This is a genomic window from Nakamurella flava (genome assembly GCF_005298075.1).
Lineage (GTDB): Bacteria > Actinomycetota > Actinomycetes > Mycobacteriales > Nakamurellaceae > Nakamurella > Nakamurella flava.
This window is the reverse complement of the sequence record NZ_SZZH01000001.1, coordinates 190,966-214,299: the sequence shown is the minus strand read 5'-3', so window position 1 is coordinate 214,299 and position 23,334 is coordinate 190,966. Positions and strand designations below refer to the sequence as shown.

The window sequence follows — 23,334 nt, the reverse complement described above, 5'->3', positions numbered from 1 at the left end:
GGCGGGCCGCCTACAGTCGCGGGCATGTCCGACGACGTGCTGCCCATCGGGATCACCGGCGCCACCGGCCGGCTGGGCGGCCGGGTCGCCCGGCTGCTGGCCGCCGCCGGAGTGCGGCAACGGCTGCTGGTGCGGGATCCCGCGCGGGCCCCGCAGCTGGCCGGCGCCGAGGTGGTCACCGCCGACTACGCCGACACCCCGGACGTGCGAACCGCGCTGGGCGGTCTGTCCGCCCTGCTGATGGTGTCGGCGTCCGAATCCCCGGACCGGGTCGCCGTCCACCGCGCGTTCGCCGACGCGGCGGCCGCCGCGCAGGTCCCCCACCTGGTCTATGTCTCGTTCGCCGGCGCCGCCCCGGACGCGACGTTCCTGTTGGCCCGCGACCACTGGCACACCGAACAGCACCTGCGGTCGACCGGGGTGCCGCTGACGATCCTGCGGGACAACCTGTACGCGGACTTCCTGCCCGGCCTGGCCGGGCCCGATCCCGACGGCCCGGGCGACGTCATCCGCGGGCCGGCCGGGGACGGACGCGTCGCCGCCGTCGCCCAGGACGACATCGCCGAAGCGGCGTCCGCCGTCCTGCGCCGCCCGAGGGACCACGCCGGCCGCACGTACGAGCTGACCGGACCGCAGGCCGTGTCGCTGGCCGAGGTCGCCGACCTGCTGACCGCCGTCACCGGCCGTCCCGTCCGCTACCGGGCCGAGACCCTCGAGGAGGCGTTCGCATCGCGAGCCGGCTTCGGCGCACCGGACTGGATGGTCGCCGGCTGGGTGTCGACCTACACGGCGATCGCCGCCGGCGAACTCGCCACCGTCACCGACGACGTCGCCCGCCTCACCGGGCACCCGGCCACCCCGGTCGAGCAGGTCCTCCACCACTGACCCGCAACGCCACCGACGGGGGGTTCCGGACCGCCACCCCCTGATCGGCCCTCCCCCGGTCGTACCCTCGGCCGGTGGACTGGAGCCTGCGCACCTGCGGTCGCCGTGGGCACGAGACGTTCGCGCCGGACGAGGCGGAGCTGCGCGACCGGTTGACCGCCGAGACCGCCGTCGGGACGGCCTGGCGGTGTCTGCGCTGCGGCGACTTCGTGGTCGGCCCGCCCGACGGTTCCGGACCGGCCGACAGCGCCCCCGAGGTCCCCCGCGGGCGACTACTGCGGGATCGGGTCATCATGCGACTGCTGGCCGCCGAGCGGGTCGGCCGAGCCCTGCTGGCGGTGCTGCTCGGCGTGCTGATCCTGTACTTCCGCGACTCCCGGGTCCGGTTGCAGCAGTCCTTCGAGAACGAACTGGCCCTGTTCAAGCCCATCGCCGACCAGCTGGGCTGGCACCTGGAGACCTCCGAGGTGGTGCGCGGCATCAACCGGGTCTTCGGGCTGTCGGGCCACGCCATCACCTGGGCCGCGGTCGCCGCGTTCGCCTACGCCGCCCTGCTGCTGGTCGAGTCGTTCGGTCTGTGGCAGGTCCGCCGGTGGGGCGAGTACCTGTCGGTGGTGGTGACGAGCGTCTTCCTCCCGCTGGAGATCTGGGAGCTGTCCGAGCGGGTCACCTGGCTCAAGATCGTCCTGACCGCCATCAACGTCGCCGCCGTGGTCTGGCTCATCTGGTCCAAGCGGCTGTTCGGGGTGCGCGGCGGCGGAGCGGCCTACCGGGCCGAGCACAGCGAGGAGAGCCTGCTGACCGTCGAACGGGCCGCCCTGGACCAGCAGCGCACCGGCCGGCCCACCGTGGACAGCGGTCAGAACCAGCCCAGGTGATCGGCCAGGATCTTCGTGCCGATCGCGATGAGGATGAGTCCACCCGCGATCTCGGCCGGCTTGCCGAACCGGTGCCCGACCCGGTGGCCGAGCAGCACCCCGGCGAAGCTGATGACGAACGTCGTGACGCCGACCAGGATGACCGCGCCGGCGATGGGCACGTCCGGCAGGAACGCGAAGGTCACCCCGACGGCCAGGGCGTCGATGCTGGTGGCGATGGCGAGCACCGTGAGTTCCTTGAGGTCGACCCGGTCGGTGTCCACTTCCTCGTCGGCGTGGTCGCCGCGGAACGCCTCCCACAGCATCTTGGCGCCGATCGCCCCGAGCAGCCCGAACGCGATCCAGTGGTCGAAATCCTCGATGAACGACGAGAACCCGATGCCCAGGAAATAGCCGAGCAGCGGCATGACCGCCTGGAACACGCCGAAGGCGCCGGCGATCAGCACGGCGTTGCCGAGGGTGAAACGCCGCAAATGCAGGCCCTTGCCGAGGGCAACGGCGAACGCGTCGGCGGAAACGCCGAGCGCGATGAGGAACAGGGGCCAGAACGTCACGGGAGAGCCTCTCGGTCGAGCTGACCGAGGGCGGGTACGGGGAGGCCTCGGCCAGCGTGCTTACGCTGACCGAAGGTCTCGTTCGCCGGCCGATGACGCCGGTGGAGGGCCGGGAGCGGTTCGCCAGAGAACCGCGCCAGTATGTCGACCATCCGCACCCGGCCAGACCAGCCGACCGGGTGGAACTACTCCCCTTCAGTGCCCTTATCGTCGCCCGTCGGACCCGTCACAGGCAACCCTGACGGCATACCGGAGCACGTGAGAACGACCACGGTCCCCCGCGACCGGCCCACCCCACTCACCAGAGACCGCGGTCACCAACCCCGCTCGGCCAGCCGATGCGGCACGGGAACGTCGTCGACGTTGATGCCGACCATGGCCTCGCCCAGACCGCGGGAGACCTTGGCGATGACGTCGGGATCGTCGTAGAAGGTGGTGGCCTTGACGATGGCCTCGGCCCGGGCGGCCGGATTGCCGGACTTGAAGATGCCGGATCCGACGAAGACGCCCTCCGCGCCGAGCTGCATCATCATCGCCGCGTCGGCCGGGGTGGCGATGCCGCCCGCGGTGAACAGCACCACCGGCAGCTTGCCGTTGGCCGCCACCTCGGCGACCAACTCGTACGGGGCCTGCAGTTCCTTGGCCTCGGCGTACAGCTCGTCGGGCGACAGGGCGGTGAGCCGGCGGATCTGCCCGCCGATGGTCCGCATGTGGGTCACCGCGTTGGAGACGTCTCCGGTGCCGGCCTCGCCCTTGGAGCGGATCATCGCCGCACCCTCGGTGATGCGGCGCAGGGCCTCGCCCAGGTTGGTCGCCCCACACACGAACGGCGCGGTGAACGCCCACTTGTCGATGTGGTGGGCGAAGTCGGCCGGGGTCAGCACCTCGGACTCGTCGATGTAGTCGACGCCGAGGGATTGCAGGACCTGGGCCTCGACGAAGTGACCGATGCGGGCCTTGGCCATCACCGGGATGGAGACCGCGGAGATGATGCCGTCGATCATGTCGGGGTCGCTCATCCGGGAGACGCCACCCTGGGCGCGGATGTCGGCGGGGACCCGCTCGAGCGCCATGACGGCGACGGCGCCGGCGTCCTCGGCGATCTTGGCCTGGTCGGCGGTGACGACGTCCATGATGACGCCGCCCTTGAGCATCTCGGCCATCCCGCGCTTGACCCGCGAGGTACCCGTCGCGGTCAGGGACGTGGGGGTGGACGGGGACGTGGTTTCAGCAGGTGCAGACACGTCTGCGGATGCTACTCGCGGCGACGGGGCCGTCGGCCCGGCTTGCGTGTCCCGGCCCGTACCGGGGCGACACCGGGCACCGACGGCCACCCGGCGGCCGGTTCGACCGACCAGTGCGCCGGCCGATGGAAGCCTTCGGGCAGCCGGGTCGAGGCGTCGCCCCGGGCGCTGTCGACCTGGGTGCGGGTGAGATAGATGGCGGTGCGGAGGTCGGCCCCGGACAGGTCGGCGTCCCGCCAGTCGACGCCCAGCACGTCGCAGGCGTGCAGCCGGGCGCCGCGCAGGTCCGCACCGATGAGCAGGGCCCCGCGCAGGCAGGCTCCGGTCAAATCGGCACCGGGTAAGCGGGCACCGGCCAGGTCATCACCCGGTCCGACCGGACGTCCCCGGTGGCGGACGGCGGCCCGGGACAGACCGACCCGGGCGAGGTCACTGGCCTGCAGCAGCAGGGGCCGGGCCGCGGCGTACTCGGCGTCGACGTCGAGCGCGCGCAGGCCGTCGGCCGACAGGCGGGTCGCTGCGTGGACGCGGGCCACCAGGCGCACCCAGGGTTCCGGGTCCGGACGGGCCGGGGCGATCCGCGCCAGGGTGACCGCCTGCTCGCAGTACCACAGCAGCTCGTGCAGCCGCCGCATCACCGGGAAGGCGGCGAACATCGCGGCCCGGTCCTGTGGGTCGTCCCGCCAGGACCGGCCGCCGAAGGTGAGCTGGGTGGTCTGCTGGCCGGCGCCGAAACAGTCGAACACCGTGCAGCCGCGGTATCCCCGGGGCCGCAGGTCGGTGTGGATGGAGCACCGGTCGGCCGGGTCCAGATGGCGGCACGGTTCGCCGGCGGGTTTGTCAACGGGGAAGTCGGCGGACCGCGCGAAAGCCAGGGCGACGCAGCACAACCCGACGCACTTGCCGCAGTCGGCGGTAAGATCCCGTCGGTGGCCCAGAGCCAGGGGTGTCGGCCCCCGCGCATCCGTCCCGTCCCGCGTCACTCCTGCACGGTAGCGACAAACAGGCTGGCTCAGCCGGTCTCGGTCGTGGTGGTCTGAGTGGCCAGCACGATCCAGGTGCTCCCGGGGGCGAACGGCAGGGCCGCCCCGGAGGCGTCCTCGTACCGGAACGGCTGGTCGGCCGCGCCCCGCCACCAGTGGCCGTCCAGGGCCCGGCCGTTGCGGAACAGGGTGAAGGTGCCGTCGCCGACGGTGTGGGAGATGTAGGACGGCGAGCCGACCGAGTCGACGACCCCGTCGGGTTCGGCGGTCACGTTCATCACGACGACGTTGTCGGCAGTGATGGCAGTGCCCTGGGCGTCGGCGGCCGACCCGCCGTTGCGCTGCACGGCGTAGGCGCTGCCGTTCCAGGCGAAGGCGGCCCGGGCGGCCTGGAACTGCACGGCGATCGACGTCACCGCCGGGGCGGCGTCCAGACGCGAGTCACCGGCGGCGAAGGTGAACCCGGCGTCGCGGGCCGGCGACCGGTCCCCCACCGCCGCGGCGAGCTGCTGGAGGTTGGCGTGCAGGTTGTACGGGGCCTTGGCCGCGGACGACCGCCAGGTGACCCCCATGCCTGAGGCGTCGACGACCGGGGTGTCGGCCAGGGCGTCGAGCGGACCGCCCGCCCCGCCGGAGAACAGCAGGGCCGGCGAACCGTAGGCCGGGAGCACCTCGGTGTCGGTGGTGCGCAGGCTGCGGACCGCGCCGACCTCCTCCGGCAGCGAGCTGTGGAAGAGCGCGAGCAGGCGGGTCAGCCCACCCTCGACCTGTTCGACGTAGACGACGTCGGCCTGCCCGGTGCCGTACTGCGGCCAGCCCCCGGCGGTGTTCTCGATCTTGACGGCCAGCACCGGATTGCCGCTCGGGGCACCGCCGGTGAGCGGGTCGACCGGCGCCGGGGGCGGCGGTTCCGGCGTGGGTTCGGCGGCGCTGGTGGCCGGCTCCGGGGTGGGCTCCGCGGTCGGGCTGGTGGGCGTCGGCGACGAACTGGTCGGGGACGGGCTCGGCGCCGGTGCCGCCGATGACGTACCGGCGACCTCGGCGGTGGCCGCGCTGGTCAGTGTCCGATCGTTCGACGAGCAGGCGGACAGGCCCACGGTCAGGGTCGCGGCGGTCCCCACCGCCACGATCGCCCGCATCCCTCGACGACGAAGACGCATGGTCGAAACCCCCTGGCCGCATGGCGTTTGATGACAGAAACCCCCATGCCCATCACCGAGCGTGGTGTGGGCCGCCTCACGGTAGGACAGGTCACGGCGCCGGGATGTCCGGCGCGCCGACCCGCGATCAGTCGATGCGCTCGGGCTCGCCGCTGAGGTCTCCGCCGGGATGTCCGGGGATGTCCGGCACCCGCCCGCTATCAGTCGATGCGTTCGGGCTCGCCTGGGGCACGGCGGGTGGACAGGGCCGACCGCAGTTCCGGGAGTCGGGTCGCCAGGGTGGGCGGGTAGATGTCCTCCGTGGTGGTGCCCAGGTCGTCGAACGTCCACCAGTGGTGGCCGGTGAGGGTGCGCGCCTCGACGTCGGTCACCAGCTCGGGGGCGATGGCGGCGCCGGACCGGTCGGGTCGGCGGGCGGCGAAGTAGACCTCGTGCTGACGGAGCCGGTTGCCGACGAAGACGAACTCGGCGGTGCGCCGCCACAGCGGCCCCACCAGGTCGGACGGCTCCAGGTGGAGCCCGGTCTCCTCGGCCAGTTCCCGCACGGCGGCGGCGGCGGGATCCTCGTCGGCCTCCAGGCCCCCGCCGGGGGTGATCCACCACCGTCGGGCCGGGTCCACGCCACTGTCGGGGTCGATGCCGGACAGCAGCAGGATCCGATCGTCGTGGTCGAGCAGGACGACCCGCGCCGCGGTGCGTTCGACGGTGGGATGCGCTGGGACGGCCGGCGCGCCGTGGGCCTCCGCGGTCTCGACCGGGGTGGCCGCGTTGCCCTCGGCCGGGTCGGCGGCCACCGCTGTCCCCCCGTGCCCCGAGGCCTCGGCGATCTCGAAGTAGTCGGGGAGTTCGGCCCGGCCGGCCAGCCGGCAGACCCGGGTGAACCAGTCGGCTCGCAGGGCCCGGGTGTCGCGCACCGCGTCGTTGTAGAACCGCCGGGCCAGGAGCACCCGCTCGGAGGCGTCGTGCAGTTCGGCGACCAGGTCGGCCGGGATCGCGGACGGCAGCTCCGACTGCACGCGCTGCAGCGAGCGGGACAGGTCGTTCTCCCGGTCGGCCCGGCCCCGGCGGTCGGAGGTGTCGGCGGCCGCGGCCAGGTGACGGAGCTGCTCGGCGTCACCGGGCGGCAGGTCACCGACGGCGGCGACCGCCCGGGTGGCCACGATGCGTCGGGCCAGCGCCCCCTCCAGAGCCACCCACGCCGCCTGGGTGCGGACATGCAGGCGGTCGAGCCGGTTGGCGGTCAGCCACAACCGGAACCCGATCGCCAGCACGAGGGCGACCAGGGCAACGACCAGCACCGTGGTCACGCGACTGCCTCCTCGCCGGCGGCGCCCGGGACGACGGGCGGGTCCGGATCCGGGCGCGTCTCACGCCGGACCGGTCCGGAACGGGACACCGGACGCGAACAGAATCGCACGGCCCGGCCGGATCGTGGACCCGCGGTCACCGGTCGGGTGTATCGGCGTCCCGGTCGGACTGCGGCAGCGGCGCGGTCGCACCGAACGGCGGCTGGGGCTCGGAGAACAGATCGAACCGGTCGACCGCGACGGCGACGCCGCCCAGGACCAGCGTCACGAACAGCGCCGGGGCCCAGCCGACGAAGATCAACAGCACAAGGCCAAGGGCCAGGACGGCGAGGAACGCCACCAGCCGCTTCACCTGCCGCGACAATCGCGCGGACGGCGGGGGGTCCGGCCATTTCCGGGTCCGCAGGGTGGGGTCGCGCCGGTAGGCCAGCAACGTCATGGTCAGTTGGACCAGGCCGTACAGCGCACAGCAGGCCAGCAGAGTGATCCACAGAAATTCGAGCGAGCCACCCCGGCCGCTCCGCACGCGGTCGATTGCGAAGTAGCACATCATCCCGGGGTAGATGAACAGGAACCAGGCCCACTGTCCCCACCGCGTGATCAGCCACCAGGGCGGCTTGGCCATGGCCGGCGGACCGGGCGGGACCTCACTCATGCGGCTTTCATACCCCACCAGCACCTCGCCACGCTGGGCTTGACGAGCCGAGCTCAGTCCGCCTCGCCGACCAGCCGCGGGTCGGCGGCGACGACGGTCTCGTAGACCTTGACCACGGTGGCGGCGACGACCGGCCAGTCGTAGGCCGCGACCACCCGGCGGCCCTGCGCGGCCAGCACCGCGCGGCGGCCGGGGTCGTCGAGCACTCCCCCGAGGGCCCGGGCCAGGGCCGGCCCGTCACCGACCGGGCTGAGCACTCCGGCGATGCCGCCGTCCAGGACCCGGCGGAAGGCCTCCAGGTCGCTGGCCACGACCGGCGCGCCCGCGCTCATCGCCTCGGTGAGGATGATGCCGAAGCTCTCCCCGCCGGTGTTCGGGGCGCAGTAGACGTCGACGGACCGGAGCATCGACGCCTTGTCCTCGTCGGAGACCCGCCCGAGGAACTTCAGCGCCGGGGCGACGGTCGGTCCGCAGGCCTCGACGAGTTCCTTCTGGTCGCCGCCGCCGGCGATGAGCAGTTGCAGGTCGGGGCGCTGCGGCACCAGTTCGCGCATGGCGGCCACGAGGACCTCCATGCCCTTGCGGGGTTCGTCGTACCGGCCGATGAAGCCGATGGTGCCGCCGGACCGGGGGTAGTCGGGCAGCGGTGACGCCCCGGCGAAGAAGCTGACGTCGACGCCGTTGGGGATGATCACGGCGTCGCCGCCGAGGTGTTCGACCTGCACCTGCCGGGCCAGTTCGCTGACCGCGATCCGGCCGGTGATCTTCTCCAGGAACGGCTGCAGCACGCCCTGGAAGGCGGCCAGCATCCGGGAGCGGGCGTTGGAGGTGTGGAACGTGGCGACGATGGGCCCGTCGGCGACCATCAGGGCCAGCATCGACAGCGACGGCGCGACGGGCTCGTGGACGTGCAACACGTCGAACCGGCCGTTGCGGATCCACCGGCGGACCCGGGTGTACGACATCGGCCCGAAGGACAGCCGCGCGACCGAACCGTTGTAACGGATGGGCACGCTGCGTCCGGACGGGACGAAGAAGTCCGGGTACTCGGTGGCCTCACTGTCGTCGCCAGGGGCGAGGACGGACACGTGGTGACCGAGGCCGATGAGGGTGCGGGCCAGGTCCTGGACGTGGGCCTGCACTCCGCCGGGGATGTCGAACGAGTAGGGGCAGACCAGTCCGATCCTCATCGCTGGTCCCCCAGCGCCGCCCGTCGGCTCTCCGGCAGATCGGCGAGCCACAGCGGTTGCAGCATGTGCCAGTCGGCCGGGGCGGTGGCGATCTCCCGCGCGAGGACGTCGGCCACGGCCTGGGTGCCGCCGTGCACCTGCTCGCGCAGGCGGGTCCCGGGCAGGGTGATCTCCGGTCCGATGGTCTGCCGCCACCCGTCGGCGGTGTACGACAGGTGCACGGGGAACAGGGCGGCCCCGGTCAGGGCGGCCAGCATGGCCGGCCCGGCCGGCATCCGGGTCGGCTCGCCGAAGAACGTCACTGGCACCCCACGCCGGGACAGGTCACGGTCGGCGAGCAGCGCGACCACCCCGCCGGCGGTCAAGCGTTCCTTGAGCACCTCCGAGGGGCTGACCCCGCCGGTGAGTGGCAGGATCTCCATGCCCAGCGATTCCCGGTAGGACAGGAACTTCTCGTAGACCCGTTCCGGCTTGAGGCGTTCGGCGACGGTGGTCAGCGATCCCCAGCGTCGTCGCCCCATCAGCCCGGCGACGTCCCAGTTGCCCGAGTGCGGCAGCGCGAGCACGGCCCCGCGGCCCTGGGCCAGCGCGGCGTCGATGTACTCCAGGCCGGTCGACTCGGCCGTCACCCGCCGGACGACGTCGTCGTGGTCCATGACCGGCAGCCGGAACGTCTCGAGCCAGTAGCGCGCGTAGGAGCGCATGCCGTCACGGACCGCGGCGTCGAGCTCGGCGGGGCCGGCGGTGGGGCCCAGTACGCGGCGCAGGTTGGCCCGTAATTGCCGCACCCCTGCGCCGTCGCGGGCGGCGGCCCGGTCGGCCCCGAAGCGGAAGAGCGGGGCGGTGAGGGACGCGGGCAGCGCCTTGAGGGTGGCCCAGCCGGCGAGCAGGCCGGTGGCGGTCAGCCGGTCGGCCAGCCCGGACGCGGGCGCCGGCTGGTCGGGGGCCGCGCTCACAGGGCCGGGCGGCCGGTCCGGTGCCGGGTCGGGTCGGCGGCCGCGCGGACGGCGGCCTGTCGGACCTGGACCAGACGTTGGACCACGGTGACGATGCCGGCCGCGGCGAGCAGCCAGAGGGCGACGTCCAGCGCGTAGGGCACGCCGAGGCCGGCCAGTCCGGCGCCGACGAGGCCCAGGATGTTGCGTTCGGCGCGTTCGGCCAGGGCGCCGCCGATCGGCAGGTCGACCGAGTCGGCGCGAGCCTTGACGTACGAGATGACCTGACCGGTGACCAGGCAGAGCAACCCGGCGACCCCGAGGACGGTGTCGCCCTGGCCGAAGGCGTAGAAGGTGAGTGCCCCGAAGACGGCGCCGTCGGCGATCCGATCGCAGGAGGCGTCCAGAACGACACCGAAGTCGGTCCCGTAGCCGCGGGCCCGGGCCATGGCGCCGTCGACCAGGTCCATCAGGACGAAGAACGTGACGACCATCGTGCCCCAGAACAGGTGCCCGGTCGCTAGCAGAGCGACCGATCCGGCGATGACGCCGATCGTGCCGACGATGGTGATGAGGTCGGGGGTGAGCCCGGAGCGGAGCAGTCCGCGGCCGATCGGGTCGGTGACCTTCGACACCGACGCGCGGGCCAGGGAGTTCAGCATCAAAATCCGTTCGCTCGCGAAGCTGGGCGGTTTCACCATAACCGTCGGGGCTCTTCGCTCCGGCGACGACGGCCCCGGCGCGCTCAGCACGGGACGCCCGGCGGCACAATCGGCCGGTGACCACTGCCTACGGTGCCGGGCCGATCGTCGTGCTGGCCGAGGACGCCCCCGACGCCGACTGGGAACCGTGGGGTACGGCGCTGCGCCCGGCCGTCGGTGAGGAGCGGACGAGCCGCCCGCAGCCACCCACCGAAGGCGCGCTGTGGCTGCACCGGACGGGTCGGCGGGCCGCGTTCAGCCGGCGCGACACCCTGGCCCCCGGCTACCCGGCGGCCGCGGCGGCCTGCGAACGGCACGGTTTCGCGCCGTTCGTGCGACCGGTGGGCGGCCGGATGGCCCCGTACCACGCCGACACTCTCGTCATCGACCTGGCCGCTCCTGATCCGTTGGCGCGCAACGGTATCCGCGAACGCTTCGAGATCATGGCCGACGCCATCGTCGGGGGTCTGCGCGCGCTGGGCCTGGACGCCCGGGTCGGTGAGGTGCCGGACGAGTACTGCCCCGGTGAGTTCAGCGTGCACGCGGTGAGCGATCGCGGTGCCCGCAAGCTCGCCGGCGTCGCGCAACGCGTCAACAAGTGGGGGTCGGTGGTCAGCGCGATGCTGGTGGTGGCCGACCCCGATCCGTTGCGGGCGGTCGCCGTCGACGCCTACGCCGCGCTGGAACAGCCGTTGGACCCGGCATCGGTCGGTGCCGTGAGTGACGATCGGCCCGACGTCAGCTGGTCGCAGGTGGCCGCGGCCGTCCGGGAGGAGCTGCGGGACCGGATCCCGGTCCTGCGGTAGCGGATGGCGGGGACGGTGTCCGGCAGACCGGAGAATGGACTCCCGTGCCTGCCGCCCCGCCCTTCGTCGCCGCCCCTGTCGTTCCGGCGGCGGCCCTCGCCTCCGCTTCCGCGGGCGCGGCACTCGACCCGTGGGGCCCGCCGGGGAGCGCACGTGCCCGGCGCGTCGCCGTGCTGGGTGTTGCCGTGCTGGCCGGGCTGCTCTACGCCGTCGTGTCGGTGCTGCGCCACCACCAGTTCAAGACCACCATCGACATCACGATCTTCCAGCAGGCCGTCGCGAACTACGCGCAGCTGCGGGCCCCGTTGGTGCTGGTGAAGTCGCAGGACCCGTTCTGGATCCTGGGTGATCACTTCAGCCCGGTCATGGCGCTGATCGCGCCGCTCTACCGGGTCTGGCCGAGCGTGGTCACGCTGCTGCTTGTGCAGGCCGCGCTGCTGGCGGTCGCGGTGTGGGCGGTCACGGGGCTGGCGGTCCGGTTGCTCGGCGGGCTGGGTTTCGCGGTCGGCGGAGCGTTCGCGCTGTCCTGGGGGATGCTCAAGGTCGTCGACTTCGACGTCCACGAGGTCGGTTTCACGGTGGCGTTCCTGGCCCTGGCCTGCGTGGCCCTGGTGGAGGGTCGCCCCCGGGCGTTGATGCTGTGGTCGGCGGCGTTGCTGCTGACCAAGGAGGACAGCGGTCTGCTGGTCGCCGGTCTGGGCCTCGCCCTGCTGGTGTGGGGGTCGCGTCGGCTCGGCGTGGCCCTGGTGGTCGCCGGTGGTCTGGCCGTGCTGTTCACCGTCGGAGTGCTGATCCCGGCGTTCAGCTACACCGGGACCTGGACGTACGCCAGCAATATCGGGGGCGACCCGTCGCTCGTCGGGACGGGTCTGGCGATGGCCGGCACGGTCGTCCGGCATCTCACCGAACCGCGGGGCTGGGCCCTGCTCGCGGCGCTGGCGGCGACGGCATCGCTGGGGCTGCGCTCCCCCGTCATCCTCGTCCTGCTGCCGACGCTGGCCGCCCGGTTCGCCTCCAGCCGTGAGGTGTACCTGGAGATGACGTTCTACTACGACGCCCCGCTGATGGTGGTGTGTTTCGTCGCGCTCGCCGTGGCCGTCCGGGATCGCCGCCTCCGACGGGGCACGACGGCCGGACAGTCGCGAGCCTGGTGGTCGAGCGCCGCGGGGCTGGCCACCGCGGCGGTCTGTCTGCTGGCGGTCGACGTGGGCGTGCACACGACGGAGTGGCCGCGGACCCTGGCGCAGAGCGATCAGGAATGTCCGTGGTGCGACGACGCCCACCGGCTGATCGACGCGGTGCCGGACGGGGAGCGCCTGATCGCCGACGTGGGTCTGCTGGGCAACGCCGCCGACCGCCACCCGGTGCTGATGGCCAACCCGGAGTGGGAGGACTCGACGCACCTGCCGTTGCGGGCGGACTGGGTGATCCTGTACCGCGACAGCGACCAGTTCGGGGCGGGCTGGGCCCGGGAGCGGGAACGGGACCTGCTGGCCGGTGGATACGCAGTGGTCGACACCGGCAGTGATCTGGTCCTGCTGCACCGGCCGACGACGGCGGGCGGGGCCCCGGGACCCCGCCCGTGAGCCGGAGGACTACTCGCGGCCCAGCGCGTCCTGCGCTCGCCCGGCCATCTTCTCGACGACGTTCGGAACGTCCGTGGTGCCGTACAGCCGGGCGTCCGGGTGGGTGGGCGGCGGCATCGGCACACCGGCCGGCGGTTCGGCGACGTAGCTGAACTCGCCCTTGCCGTCCGGGGTGGGTCCACTGGCCCACCGCCCCTCCGAGGCGTGCTGGCCGTTGGAGAAGTTGATGTACTGGTAGGAGACGTCACGGTCCTCCTTGCCCAGCGGGAAGTTGTCCGGCACCGGTAGTCCCTCCAGTCCCTCGTCGCGCAGTTCCTGGGCTGCGGCGAGCCACTGGTTCTGGTGCATCGTGTCGCGAGCGAGTAGGAATGCCAACAGGTCTCGGACGCCGTGGTCGTCGGTCATGTGGTAGAGCCGGGCGACCTGCAGGCGACCCTGCATCTCCGCGTTGGCATTGGCGGTGAAGTCGGCGAGCAGGTTGCCGCTGGCCGTGATGTAGCCGGCCGACCAGGGGTTGCCCATGCTGTCGACCGGGCGGGCGCCGGCCCCGGCGACGATGGCGTGCTGCAGGTCGGTGCCACCGATGACGGCGGCCACGGTCGGATCGTTCTGCACGGCCTCGTCGGTGATGCCCAGGGGGGCCTTCTCGAGCAACTGGGCGATCATCGTCGCCAACATCTCGACGTGCCCGAATTCCTCGGCCCCGATGCCGTACAGCAGGTCCCGGTACTTGCCGGGGAGATGGATGTTCCACGACTGGAAGCCGTACTGCATGGCGACGGTGATCTCGCCGTACTGGCCGCCCAGCACCTCCTGGAGTTTGCGGGCGTACACGGCGTCCGGCCGCTCGGGGGTGGCCTGGTGCTGCAGTTCCTGACGATGGAAGAACATGTGCTCTCCAGCCTCTCTGGTGGACGACGACGGTGGCCACGGCAGGTGCCAGGCATCAGAAGCGTTCCCGCCCGCGAAAACGAAAAATGTTACACGCTAACGCTTCTCGGCTGACTGGGCTGTGGCGGACACCGTCGGATGCGGTCGGGCGGTGGACTACGACCCCTCGTCGGGGGCGGACGACCGCTCCGAGGGGTGGGTACGGTGCCGCAGCATCATCACGCCGCCGACGGCGACCGACAGTGACCCGTAGGCAAGGACGATGGCTCCGAAGGACAACAGTCCGTCCTGGGCCATCAGGCCGATCAGCATGGCGACGAGGCCGATGCCGACCAGTCGCCCGGCCAGCTGTCGCCACTGCCGGCGACGCTTCTGGTCGGGGCCGCCGTCCAGGGTGAAGGCGAACGTCGGGTCCTCGCGGCGGAGCTGTCGCTCGATACGGTCCAGTTGGCGCTGCTCGTTCTCGTCGAGCGACATGTCATTTCCCGGCGGGTAGCGGTGCGCGGATGCCGTCAGGCGGAGGTGGCCGAGCCGCGGCTCGGCGGGACGGTGGCGGTGGCCTGCCGTCCGGTGACGAGCCCGAGGCCGATCATCCCGACGCCCAGGACCAGGTGCAGCACGTTGTCGGCACTGTTCAGCGGGACGAAGTTGGCCTGACTCCCCTGATCGACGAAGAAGCCGTATGCCATCAGCAGCAGATAGATGACGCCACCGCCGATGAGGTAGATGCGCGCCGACCCGTGCGTCCGCGCCATCAGCAGCCCGGCGATGCCGAACAGCAGGTGCACGATGTTGTGCAGGATCGACACCTGGAAGATGCCGAGCAGCAACGCTTCCGAATGGTGGCCGGCGAAGGTCAGCTGGTCGTAGTTGGTGGTGACCCCGGGGATGAACCCGGCCACACCCACCAGGAGGAAGACGACACCTACGACGGCGGCGACGGTCTGGGCGGCCGTGCGGCGCGGGGTGCCTGTGGTGATGGATCGGTAGGCGCTGGTCATGATGGACCTCCTCGGCTCTTCGAGCGGGTTGCCCTGAAGAGTCCCGAACAGGTAGTCGGACAAACCCGACACACTGATGTGCGTTCGGAGCGACCGACGAGCGCGCCAGGCCTCGGGCCGCAGACGCCCCACGAGCGTGTCCAAGGACAAGCTGACGCGGGGACCACGTTCACACGGGCAGACGTCCCAGCGGGAAACCGCCGTTCGCGTACAGCAGTTGCCCGTTGATCCAGCGGCCGGACTCACTGAGGAGAAACGCGATCATGTCGGCGATGTCGGCCGGAGTGCCGAGTCGGCCCGTGGGGTGCTGGGCGAGACCGCTGGCCCGGATGTCCTCCGACATCCAGCCGGCGTCGACCGGCCCCGGGTTGACGACATTCGCACGGAGCCCGAGGTGGCCGAGTTCGTGGGCGGCGGCCAGGACCAACCGGTCGAGCGCGCCCTTGGTGGCTCCGTAGGGGAGGTTGTGGACTGTGTGGTCACTGGTCAGGGCCACTGCGGAACCCCCGCCGGGCGGTAGCTGGCGGGCGAACGCGGCCAACAGCAGCCAACTCCCGCGGACGTTCACGGCGTAATGCCGGTCGAAACTCTCAATCGTCGTGTCCAGCAGGCCGGAATCGACACTCTCGCAGTGAGCCATGACCAACGCGTCGATCCGTCCGAGGAGGTCATGCGCGGACGCGATGAGCGAGACGGGTGCTGCCGGGTCCTTGAGGTCGGCGGGGAGGAGTTCGACCCAGACGGAATGGTCGACCATCAGGTCGGCCGCGAGGTCTCCGGGATCGTCGGTCCCCCTATCAAGCCCAGCCGTTCGTCGTAGGGGCCCCAGTACGACAGCGCCAGATCCCAGCCGTCGGCCGCCAGTCGGGTGGCGCGGTACCCGCACCGATTCCGCGCCGCCGACCGACCCCCGTGATCACTGCCGTGTTGCCCAGCACCGCAGGGTGGGCCCAACGTCCCGTGCCGCCAGAGGTTTTCACGGGCGACCACTCGTCCTTGAGCCGGACGGTCATCCGCCGGTCAGGCAGGCGCAGGACGGGGCGCGCCCGCCTGATGTCGCGTCATCAGGAGGCCTGGCGGCGTTGGTCAGGGCCACTGTGAGGACGACGGCCAGAACAGCGGCGACGGCCGGTTCGACACGGGTGACGGTGGTCGCGGTGCCGGCCAGACCGCACCACGGATCTGTCATGGGTCATCGAACTGCTCGGGGGAGCCCCACCGCGACTGTCGAACACAGCGTTGCACCCAGGCGGACGGGTCACGCCGCAGCACCGCCCTCACCTCCTCAGGCAGCTTCGGGTGGAACACCACGGTTCCCCGAATGTCTTCGGAAGCGTCGCGCGAGAGCACTTGGAAGATCGGCAGAGTCAGGCGACCGGTCATGGCAATGCGGTTCCGAACCCTTGGGTCCGGGTCCTGGGCGAGCCGCATCAGGACCGGTTCCGTCGTCGTCTTGTTGAACGCAATATCCAACCGGAGATCCGGGCGGGATTCGACGAGCGCGAGCCACAGGTCTTCAGTGGCGCGCACAAAGGCGAAACTGGAGTCACCGCAGAGCAATTGTCTCTCGACCTCGGCGGCGTCGGTCAGCATCTGGTTCTCGGGTGCTGTCATCGATCTCCTCCTGGCTGGCCTACCGGATAGGTCGTACCAGAGGCCGGGTTGCTTGTCGCCCGAGTTCCGGCGCAGTCGACTCTCTCCGCGGGGTGGACCGTGGACGAGTAGCCGGCCTATCGCTCGACCTGAAAACGCAGCCGCATCCGCCCGGTCCTAGGACGAGGTGTTCAGGTAGTCACGCTGCAGGATTGCCATGCGCAACGCATCTCGATAGCGCCCGGCGGCGAAGAACTCCTCACGAAGCGTGCCCTCGACGACGAAACCGTTCTTCTCGTAGACGTGGATGGCTCCGGCGTTCTCGATGTCGACGATGAGGTAGACCTTGTGCAGATTCAAGGTCGCGAAGGCGTACCGCAGGGCGAGATCGGTCGCCGTCGACGCATGACCGCGCCCCTGGTGCCAGGGGGCCACGATGATCTGGAACTCCGCCGTCAGGTGGACCGGTTCGATCTCCACGAGTTCGACGATGCCGGCCGACGTCCGGTTCTCGTCGTCGAGTTCGATGACGAAACGCCGTTCCCGGTTGTCGTGGATGTGGCGGTCGTAGATGTCCGTGAGCTCGGCCAACGACTCGAACGGTTCGTCGAACCAGTACGTCATCACCGACGAGTCATTGCTGAGAAGGTGCACGAAGGGCAGGTCGTCGCGCTCGAGAGCACGCAGTCTCACGGTCATCCGAATGCTCCATAGGGCAGGCGCCACTGTCGATCGATGGTATCGATCTGTCGCCCGTTCCCCGCCGGCCGCGGTCTCGGCTCGCTCCCTCTCCAGGTCAGGTGTCTCCGGCGGCGTGGCCAGCGGTGCTAGGAGGATGGTCCGATCGACCGACCCAGGCTGCTGCCCTCCTCCGGGCCGAGAACGGGGCCGAGATGTCCGCCGAGTTGCGACGACCGACCCCCCTCGTGGCGGCAGGGCGTCATCACACTGACCGTCACGACCGTCACCGTGCCCCTGATGTTCTTCGTCGTTCTGCTCATGAGTAGGCCCGCGTCGGCGCCTGATGCGGCTGACGTGCCGGTCCTGCCCGAGGGTCTGCGGGTCGTCCGGGAATCAGAGACCTGCGGATCCGGTGGTTGTGCTCAAGAACTGACAATCGAAGGCCCGCCCGGGGCGTCCCTGGAGCAAATCAGGGAAATGCTGGATCTGACCGAGGAAACCTGTCGCAAGAATGGTCTGCTCGACTTCAAGGAACGCTACACGGGTGTCACGAACGTCGGTGGCGAGATGTGCCTGTATGTCTCGGTGTCCGATTTCTTGAAGTGATGCTTCACGTCATGCGCGACGCGCCGAGTTGCGCCGGTATGGTCGCTGTCGTGCCTGACCATCAGCTCGCTCAGCTCAATATCGCTCTCCCGGTCGAACCATTGACTTCTGCCCGGTTGGCCGGGTTCGTGGAGTTGCTCGACCCGGTGAATGCCGCCGCCGACGCCGCCCCGGGCTTCGTCTGGCGGTTGCAGACCGAGGATGGCGACGCGACCGCCGTCCGTGGGTTCGGTGACGACGCCCTCATCGTCAACATGAGCACCTGGTCGTCCCTCGAGGCGCTCGGCGCGTTCGTCTACGGCCCGTTCCACGTCGAGGTGCTGCGCCGACGCCGGGAATGGTTCGAGCGCATGCGTGAGCCCTTCATCGTGCTGTGGTGGGTGCCCGCCGGCCACCGGCCCACCGTCGCCGAGGCCGAGCAGCGGCTCGAGCAGCTCCGGGCCAACGGCCCGAGTCCCGATGCCTTCACGTTCCAGCGCCCGTTCCCGGCCCCCGGAAGCACCGAGCCGGCCCGTTCCGACGACGACTGGTTCTGCGGCGTCTGACGCCTGTCCTGGATCGGAGCCTGAGACGACCGGCGTCTCCTTAAGTCCATCGACGGAGCTGGTCTCGTCGACCACATGTCGCTTCGTGGCAACCGCCACCGCGCCATACCCCAGCGTCTCCGCTGGTCGCATGCTGACCGGGCGATCTGAACACGGCGCGCCTCTCGGCATTTCCGAAGAATGGGACATCTGAACCCGCCCGCACGTCAGCTCATATCCGGGCTTGATACCTAGAATCCATCTGTATTGAAGAAAATGTGAGACCGGGTTCGCGTGTACGAAAAATCGAGACCAGCGGGGGTGAAAGAGCCAACGAGATTCGCCTGCCCTCATTTCGGAGTACCTGCCGACTTTGACGTGCATTACCGTGCATGGTCGTCACTACGAGAGCAATTCGAAGAGGAGAACAACGATGAAGCGAACTATGGCTGGAATCGGCGCCGCCTTCGTGCTCGCGGGCGCGGCGACCGTGGCCCTACCGGCTGCCGGGTGGGCAGACACGGCGGCGACCTGCTCGACTTCGACCAACTACAAGACGGTCACCTTCACGTGCAACGCTCCCGATGACTCTCGCAAGGTCGAGGTCAAGCTCGAGTGCATCGTCCTCGGGGTGCCGGTCACCGGGCAGAAGGAGATCACCGTTGCCGGAGGCGGGAGCTACTGGCAGGAGATGTACTGCCCCGAAGGAGCGGCGGTGGGTGACTACGGCTGGTGGGATCGCGGCGCCGCCTGATGGGCTGCCGTGACCAGAACAGTTGCAGGACGGACCCGGCCAGTTCACACCGTCACTGAGCGCTCCAGGCCTCCGCGACCAGCCGCCGGGTGTCCCCCAGCAATTGGGGCAGCACCTTGGTCTGCCCGATGACCGGCATGAAGTTGGCGTCGCCACCCCACCGGGGCACCAGGTGCTGGTGCAGGTGGGGGGCGATGCCGGCGCCGGCGGCCGACCCGGCGTTGATGCCGATGTTGAACCCGTGCGGGGCGCTGACCGACCGCAGTACGACCAGCGCCCGGCGGGTGAAGGCGCTGAACTCGGCCAGCTCGGCGTCGTCCAGGTCGGTGTAGTCCGGGATGTGCCGGTAGGGCACGACCATGAGATGCCCCGGGTTGTACGGGTAGAGATTCAGGACTGCGTAGACCTTCTCGCCGCGGGCGACGATCAGCCCGTCCTCGTCGGACAGGCCCGGGATCCGACAGAACGGGCAGACCGGCGCCGCGTCCACCGCCCGCGCGGCGTCGGCTCCACCTTCGGCCCCGGTGACGTAGGCCATGCGGTGCGGCGTCCACAGCCGTTGCAGCTGGTCGGGGACGCCGATCCCGTCCTGCGGTTCCAGGTGAGGGTCACCCACCGGTCGGGCCCTCGATGTCCGCAGCCGCCCCGAGCAGCGGCCCGAAAGCATCGGCGGTGGGCGAGGTATTGACGCGGCCGGACACCCAGTCACTGATGGCCGCCACTGCGGTCGCGACGGGCACGCCGTTGAGCTGGGTGCCGTCGCGGAACCGGAAGCTCACCGCTCCGGCCTCGACGTCGCGCTCCCCCGCCAGCAGCAGGAACGGCACTTTGCCGGTGGTGTGGTTCCGGATCTTCTTCTGCATGCGGTCGTCCGACAGGTCGACCTCGGCGCGGATCCCCTTGCGCCGCAGACGGTCCACCACGTCAACCAGATGGTCGGCATAGACCTCGGCGACCGGAATGCCGACCACCTGGACCGGCGACAACCACGCCGGGAACGCCCCCGCGTAGTGCTCGGTGAGCACGCCGAAGAACCGCTCGATGGAGCCGAACAGCGCGCGGTGGATCATCACCGGCCGCTGCTTGGTCCCGTCCGAGCCGGTGTACTCCAGCTCGAAGCGCTCGGGCAGGTTGAAGTCCAGCTGGATGGTCGACATCTGCCAGGTGCGGCCGAGCGCGTCCCGGGCCTGCACGGAGATCTTCGGGCCGTAGAAGGCGGCCCCACCCGGGTCGGCGACCAACTGCAAGCCCGACTCGGCGGCCACCTGGGCGAGGGTGTCGGTGGCCTCCTCCCAGTTCTCGTCGGTGCCCACCGACTTCTCCGGGTTGCGGGTCGAGAGTTCCAGGTAGAAGTCATCCAGCCCGTAGTCGGCCAGCAGGTCCAGGACGAACCGCAGCAGGCTGGCCAGCTCGTCACGCATCTGCTCGCGGGTGCAGAAGATGTGCGCGTCGTCCTGGGTCATGCCGCGGACGCGGGTGAGACCGTGGATGACACCGGACTTCTCGTACCGGTAGACGGTGCCGAACTCGAACATCCGCAGCGGCAGCTCGCGATAGGACCGCCCGCGCGACCGGAAAATCAGGTCGTGCATCGGGCAGTTCATCGGCTTGAGGTAGTAGTCCTGGCCGGGCTTGCGCACCTGCCCGTTCTCGTCCAGTTCGGCGTCCAGGTGCATCGCCGGGAACATGCCGTCCGCGTACCAGTCGAGGTGACCGGAGATCTCGTACAGCTTGCCCTTGGTGATGTGCGGGGTGTTGACGAACGAGTAGCCGGCCTCGATGTGCTTGGCCCGCGAGTAGTCCTCCAGCTCCTTGCGGATGATGCCGCCGCGGGGGTGGAACACCGCGAGCCCAGACCCCAGCTCGTCCGGGAAGGAGAACAGGTCGAGCTCGGCGCCGAGCTTGCGGTGGTCCCGGCGCTCGGCCTCGGCGTGCCACTCCTGGTAGGCGGTCAGCGCCTCGGCCGACTCCCACGCGGTGCCGTAGATCCGCTGCAGCTGCGGGTTCTTCTCGCTCCCCCGCCAGTACGCGGCGGCCGAGCGGGTCAGCTCGAACGCCGGGATGTAACGGGTGTTCGGGACGTGCGGGCCGCGGCACAGATCGCCCCACACCCGGTCCCCGGTGTGCGCGTGCAGGTTGTCGTAGATGGTCAGTTCACCGGCGCCGACCTCGACGCTCGCGCCCTCGGCGGCGTCGGCGGCGTCCCCGGAGCCCTTGAGCTCGATCAGCTCCAACTTGTAGGGCTCGCCGGCCAGCTCGACACGGGCGTCCTCCATCGACACCGGACGCCGTGAGAACCGCTGCCCCGACTTGATGATCTTCCGCATCCGTTTGGTGAGGTCGCTGAGGTCCTCGGGGGTGAACGGCGCCGCGACGTCGAAGTCGTAGTAGAAGCCGTCCTTGATGAACGGCCCGATGCCGAGCTTGGCGTCCGGGTACTTGTCCTGGACGGCCTGCGCCAGCACGTGCGCGGTCGAGTGCCGGATGACGGCTCGGCCGTCCTCGGTGTCGGCGGTGACGACCTGCACCTCGGTGTCGGCGTCGGGCGCCCAGGAGAGGTCGCGCAGGTGGCCGTCACCCTCGCGGACGACGATCGCCGCCTGGGCGCCGGTGCCGGCGAGGCCGGCTTCGCGAACGGCGACGCCGGCGGTCGTACCGGCCGGGACCTTCACGCTCGCGACGGAGGGTGCGGGGACGGCGGGCAGGGACGACACGGTGCTGCTCCAGGGGGGTGTAGGTGATCGAGACCGGCACCCGATGCTAGTCGCTCCGGTCGGCGGGCCCACCGTCGTTTCCGGTCCGGGCACCCGGTGGCGGCCCCCGGGACGCACCCGCGGGGCGCGTGGTCGGGGCGTCGTCAGCCGGGGTTAGTGTCGGCCCGTGAGCACAGTCGCCTCCTCCGCGCCCACGTCCGCCCTGCCCCGCACCTCGCCCCGCTCGGCCGGGGTCGCGAGTGGCGGGATCGAACGGTTCCTGAACGTGCTCGAGTCCGAGCCGGGCATCGACCCGCACAGCGTGATGCTGCTGCGCGGCGGCTCCGTGGTCGCGGAGGGCTGGTGGGCCCCCTACACCCCGGAGCGGGTGCACCTGCTGTATTCGCTGAGCAAGACGTTCACCTCGACGGCCGCCGGTTTCGCCGTGGCCGAGGGGCTTTTCGATCTGGACGACCGCCTGATCGACCACTTCCCCGAGTTCGCCGACGAGATCACCGGGCCGCGTTCGCGGGCCATGCGGATCCGTGACGCGCTGGCCATGGCCACCGGGCACCACGTCGACATGATCCAGACCGCGGTGCACACCGACCCGGCCGAACCGGTGCGCGGGCTGCTGCTCCACGAGCCCGAGTCCGATCCGGGCACCTGGTTCACCTACAACCAGCTCGGCACGTACAGCGTGGCCGCGATCCTGCAGAAGCGGGCCGGTTGCACGCTCACCGAGTATCTGCGGCCGCGGTTGTTCGACCCGCTCGGTATCGGCCCGGTCGGCTGGCAGCAGTACCCGGACGGGCGGAACATCGGTTTCTCCGGGCTGCACGCCACCACCGAGGCCATCGCCAAACTCGGTCTGCTGCATCTGCGGGACGGGGTGTGGGAGGGCCGGCAGCTCCTCCCGGCCGGCTGGGCCGAGCAGGTCCGCGAGCGGCGGGTCGACTCATCGCGGGAGCCCAATCCGGACTGGGCGCAGGGGTACGGCTACCAGGTGTGGATGGCCCGGCACGGCTACCGCGGCGACGGCGCCTACGGCCAGTTCTGCGTCATCCTGCCCGAGCAGGACGTCGTTCTGGCGGCGACGATGGCGACCGCCGACATGCAGCAGGTGCTGGACGCCGCCTGGGAACACCTGCTGCCCGCCCTGACCGACGGCCCGCTGGACGACGCCGCCGCCGCGGTGGCGGACGACGCCCTGGGGCAGCGGCTGGCCGGTCTCGCCCTGGCCGGATCGGCCGGTGACCCCGTCCCGGCGGACTGGGCCGGGACGTACTCCGGCGACGGCCTGACCGTCGCCGTCACCGCATCCGGAGACCAGGTGACGGCGACGATCGACGACGGCACCGTGGAGTTCACCGTCCCGGTGGGCTCGGGGACGCGGTGGGAGGTCGTGGATCCCAGCACCGACGACCACACCGCGCACCCGCCGGTGGCGGCCAGCGGTGGCCTGGTCGGCGCCGGCAACTGGGGCATGGTGGCCGGCCAGCGGGTCGACGCCGACCCGACCCTGCGCATCGACGTCCTGTTCCTGGAGAGCCCGCATCGGCTCGTCGTCGAGGTCAGCCGTTCGGGTCGTCGCGCGGGAGTCACCGCGGCCTGGGGCACCGAGCCGCTGCGGCTCACCGAGGAGGCGTTCCTCAGCCAGGGAGCGCCCCGACCCCTGGGCTGACCACCACTGTTTCCGCTGCGTAG

General features: G+C 70.9%; 25 protein-coding genes and 1 pseudogene. 8 read left to right on the top strand and 18 right to left on the bottom strand.

Translation table 11 applies throughout. The features are described 5' to 3' along the window. Positions 1-24: 24 nt before the first annotated feature. Positions 25-885, top strand: coding sequence for an SDR family oxidoreductase (locus FDO65_RS01015; RefSeq protein ID WP_137447636.1), 861 nt, complete (start codon positions 25-27; stop codon positions 883-885). A 74-nt stretch (positions 886-959) separates the two neighbouring features. Further along, complete coding sequence (locus FDO65_RS01010) at positions 960-1,763, top strand: DUF2127 domain-containing protein (protein WP_137447635.1); 804 nt, start codon at positions 960-962, stop codon at positions 1,761-1,763. Here FDO65_RS01010 and FDO65_RS01005 read toward each other — a convergent pair. The 9 genes from FDO65_RS01005 to pgsA form a co-directional block, all read right to left on the bottom strand. Next, the gene (locus FDO65_RS01005; RefSeq protein WP_137447634.1) at positions 1,745-2,317 is read right to left on the bottom strand and encodes a manganese efflux pump MntP; all 573 of its coding nucleotides are present in this window, start codon (positions 2,315-2,317) and stop codon (positions 1,745-1,747) included. The two genes, FDO65_RS01010 and FDO65_RS01005, sit on opposite strands and share 19 nt — an antisense overlap. A gap of 314 nt (positions 2,318-2,631) precedes the next feature. Continuing rightward, a complete protein-coding gene (gene pdxS, locus FDO65_RS01000; RefSeq protein ID WP_137447633.1) occupies positions 2,632-3,561 on the bottom strand; it encodes a pyridoxal 5'-phosphate synthase lyase subunit PdxS in 930 nt (309 codons plus the stop codon). A gap of 11 nt (positions 3,562-3,572) precedes the next feature. Next, complete coding sequence (locus FDO65_RS00995; protein WP_240757351.1) at positions 3,573-4,544, bottom strand: pentapeptide repeat-containing protein; 972 nt, start codon at positions 4,542-4,544, stop codon at positions 3,573-3,575. Positions 4,545-4,573: 29 nt separating this feature from the next. After that, positions 4,574-5,671 carry a DUF3048 domain-containing protein gene (locus FDO65_RS00990; protein ID WP_205849715.1) on the bottom strand — a complete coding sequence of 366 codons (1,098 nt, stop codon included), beginning with the start codon at positions 5,669-5,671 and terminating at the stop codon, positions 4,574-4,576. A gap of 233 nt (positions 5,672-5,904) precedes the next feature. Then, entirely contained in the window at positions 5,905-7,011 is a 1,107-nt protein-coding gene (locus tag FDO65_RS00985) for an NUDIX hydrolase (protein ID WP_137447631.1), read from the bottom strand. 136 nt (positions 7,012-7,147) lie between these two features. After that, complete coding sequence (locus FDO65_RS00980; RefSeq protein WP_137447630.1) at positions 7,148-7,666, bottom strand: hypothetical protein; 519 nt, start codon at positions 7,664-7,666, stop codon at positions 7,148-7,150. A 53-nt stretch (positions 7,667-7,719) separates the two neighbouring features. Next, positions 7,720-8,856, bottom strand: a complete 1,137-nt coding sequence (locus FDO65_RS00975) for a glycosyltransferase family 4 protein (RefSeq protein WP_137447629.1) — start codon at positions 8,854-8,856, stop codon at positions 7,720-7,722. Beyond that, positions 8,853-9,812 carry a phosphatidylinositol mannoside acyltransferase gene (locus tag FDO65_RS00970; protein ID WP_205849714.1) on the bottom strand — a complete coding sequence of 320 codons (960 nt, stop codon included), beginning with the start codon at positions 9,810-9,812 and terminating at the stop codon, positions 8,853-8,855. Before FDO65_RS00970 ends, FDO65_RS00975 begins: the two co-directional genes overlap by 4 nt. Next, positions 9,809-10,453, bottom strand: coding sequence for a phosphatidylinositol phosphate synthase (gene pgsA, locus FDO65_RS00965; RefSeq protein ID WP_137447628.1), 645 nt, complete (start codon positions 10,451-10,453; stop codon positions 9,809-9,811). Before pgsA ends, FDO65_RS00970 begins: the two co-directional genes overlap by 4 nt. A gap of 116 nt (positions 10,454-10,569) precedes the next feature. Between pgsA and FDO65_RS00960 the strand changes: the two genes are divergently transcribed. Beyond that, positions 10,570-11,298, top strand: coding sequence for a lipoyl protein ligase domain-containing protein (locus FDO65_RS00960; protein WP_137447627.1), 729 nt, complete (start codon positions 10,570-10,572; stop codon positions 11,296-11,298). A gap of 44 nt (positions 11,299-11,342) precedes the next feature. Further along, positions 11,343-12,884, top strand: coding sequence for a DUF2079 domain-containing protein (locus FDO65_RS00955; protein ID WP_166441988.1), 1,542 nt, complete (start codon positions 11,343-11,345; stop codon positions 12,882-12,884). A 9-nt stretch (positions 12,885-12,893) separates the two neighbouring features. Here the strand turns inward: FDO65_RS00955 and FDO65_RS00950 are convergent, their stop codons facing one another. From FDO65_RS00950 to speG, 7 genes and pseudogenes are all read right to left on the bottom strand, one after another. Continuing rightward, complete coding sequence (locus FDO65_RS00950; RefSeq protein WP_137447625.1) at positions 12,894-13,775, bottom strand: manganese catalase; 882 nt, start codon at positions 13,773-13,775, stop codon at positions 12,894-12,896. Positions 13,776-13,931: 156 nt separating this feature from the next. Then, on the bottom strand, positions 13,932-14,252 hold the full coding sequence (locus FDO65_RS00945; RefSeq protein ID WP_137447624.1) for a DUF3040 domain-containing protein: 321 nt from the start codon (positions 14,250-14,252) through the stop codon (positions 13,932-13,934). 35 nt (positions 14,253-14,287) lie between these two features. Then, positions 14,288-14,776, bottom strand: a complete 489-nt coding sequence (locus FDO65_RS00940) for a DUF4383 domain-containing protein (RefSeq protein ID WP_137447623.1) — start codon at positions 14,774-14,776, stop codon at positions 14,288-14,290. Positions 14,777-14,945: 169 nt separating this feature from the next. Beyond that, positions 14,946-15,714: pseudogene (locus FDO65_RS00935) on the bottom strand (SDR family oxidoreductase). A 71-nt stretch (positions 15,715-15,785) separates the two neighbouring features. After that, entirely contained in the window at positions 15,786-15,965 is a 180-nt protein-coding gene (locus FDO65_RS00930) for a hypothetical protein (RefSeq protein ID WP_137447622.1), read from the bottom strand. Then, positions 15,962-16,390 (bottom strand): hypothetical protein, encoded by a 429-nt coding sequence (locus FDO65_RS00925; protein WP_137447621.1) that lies wholly within the window; start codon positions 16,388-16,390, stop codon positions 15,962-15,964. Before FDO65_RS00925 ends, FDO65_RS00930 begins: the two co-directional genes overlap by 4 nt. A gap of 156 nt (positions 16,391-16,546) precedes the next feature. Then, positions 16,547-17,068: a spermidine N1-acetyltransferase gene (gene speG / locus FDO65_RS00920; protein WP_137447620.1), complete on the bottom strand. Its 522-nt coding sequence runs from the start codon at positions 17,066-17,068 to the stop codon at positions 16,547-16,549. A gap of 279 nt (positions 17,069-17,347) precedes the next feature. Here speG and FDO65_RS00915 point away from each other — a divergent pair, with 279 nt between their 5' ends. The 3 genes from FDO65_RS00915 (at position 17,348) to FDO65_RS00905 (ending at position 18,934) form a co-directional block, all read left to right on the top strand. After that, positions 17,348-17,656, top strand: a complete 309-nt coding sequence (locus FDO65_RS00915) for a hypothetical protein (RefSeq protein ID WP_137447619.1) — start codon at positions 17,348-17,350, stop codon at positions 17,654-17,656. A gap of 50 nt (positions 17,657-17,706) precedes the next feature. Beyond that, on the top strand, positions 17,707-18,201 hold the full coding sequence (locus tag FDO65_RS00910) for a DUF3291 domain-containing protein (RefSeq protein WP_205849712.1): 495 nt from the start codon (positions 17,707-17,709) through the stop codon (positions 18,199-18,201). A gap of 412 nt (positions 18,202-18,613) precedes the next feature. After that, positions 18,614-18,934 carry a hypothetical protein gene (locus FDO65_RS00905; RefSeq protein ID WP_137447618.1) on the top strand — a complete coding sequence of 107 codons (321 nt, stop codon included), beginning with the start codon at positions 18,614-18,616 and terminating at the stop codon, positions 18,932-18,934. Positions 18,935-18,986: 52 nt separating this feature from the next. On the opposite strand, the gene FDO65_RS00900 is transcribed toward FDO65_RS00905, so the two are convergent. Next, positions 18,987-19,601 carry an HIT family protein gene (locus tag FDO65_RS00900; RefSeq protein ID WP_137447617.1) on the bottom strand — a complete coding sequence of 205 codons (615 nt, stop codon included), beginning with the start codon at positions 19,599-19,601 and terminating at the stop codon, positions 18,987-18,989. Next, positions 19,543-21,648, bottom strand: coding sequence for a threonine--tRNA ligase (gene thrS, locus FDO65_RS00895; RefSeq protein WP_240757349.1), 2,106 nt, complete (start codon positions 21,646-21,648; stop codon positions 19,543-19,545). Before thrS ends, FDO65_RS00900 begins: the two co-directional genes overlap by 59 nt. A gap of 166 nt (positions 21,649-21,814) precedes the next feature. Between thrS and FDO65_RS00890 the strand changes: the two genes are divergently transcribed. Next, entirely contained in the window at positions 21,815-23,311 is a 1,497-nt protein-coding gene (locus FDO65_RS00890; protein WP_205849711.1) for a serine hydrolase domain-containing protein, read from the top strand. Positions 23,312-23,334: the final 23 nt, after the last annotated feature.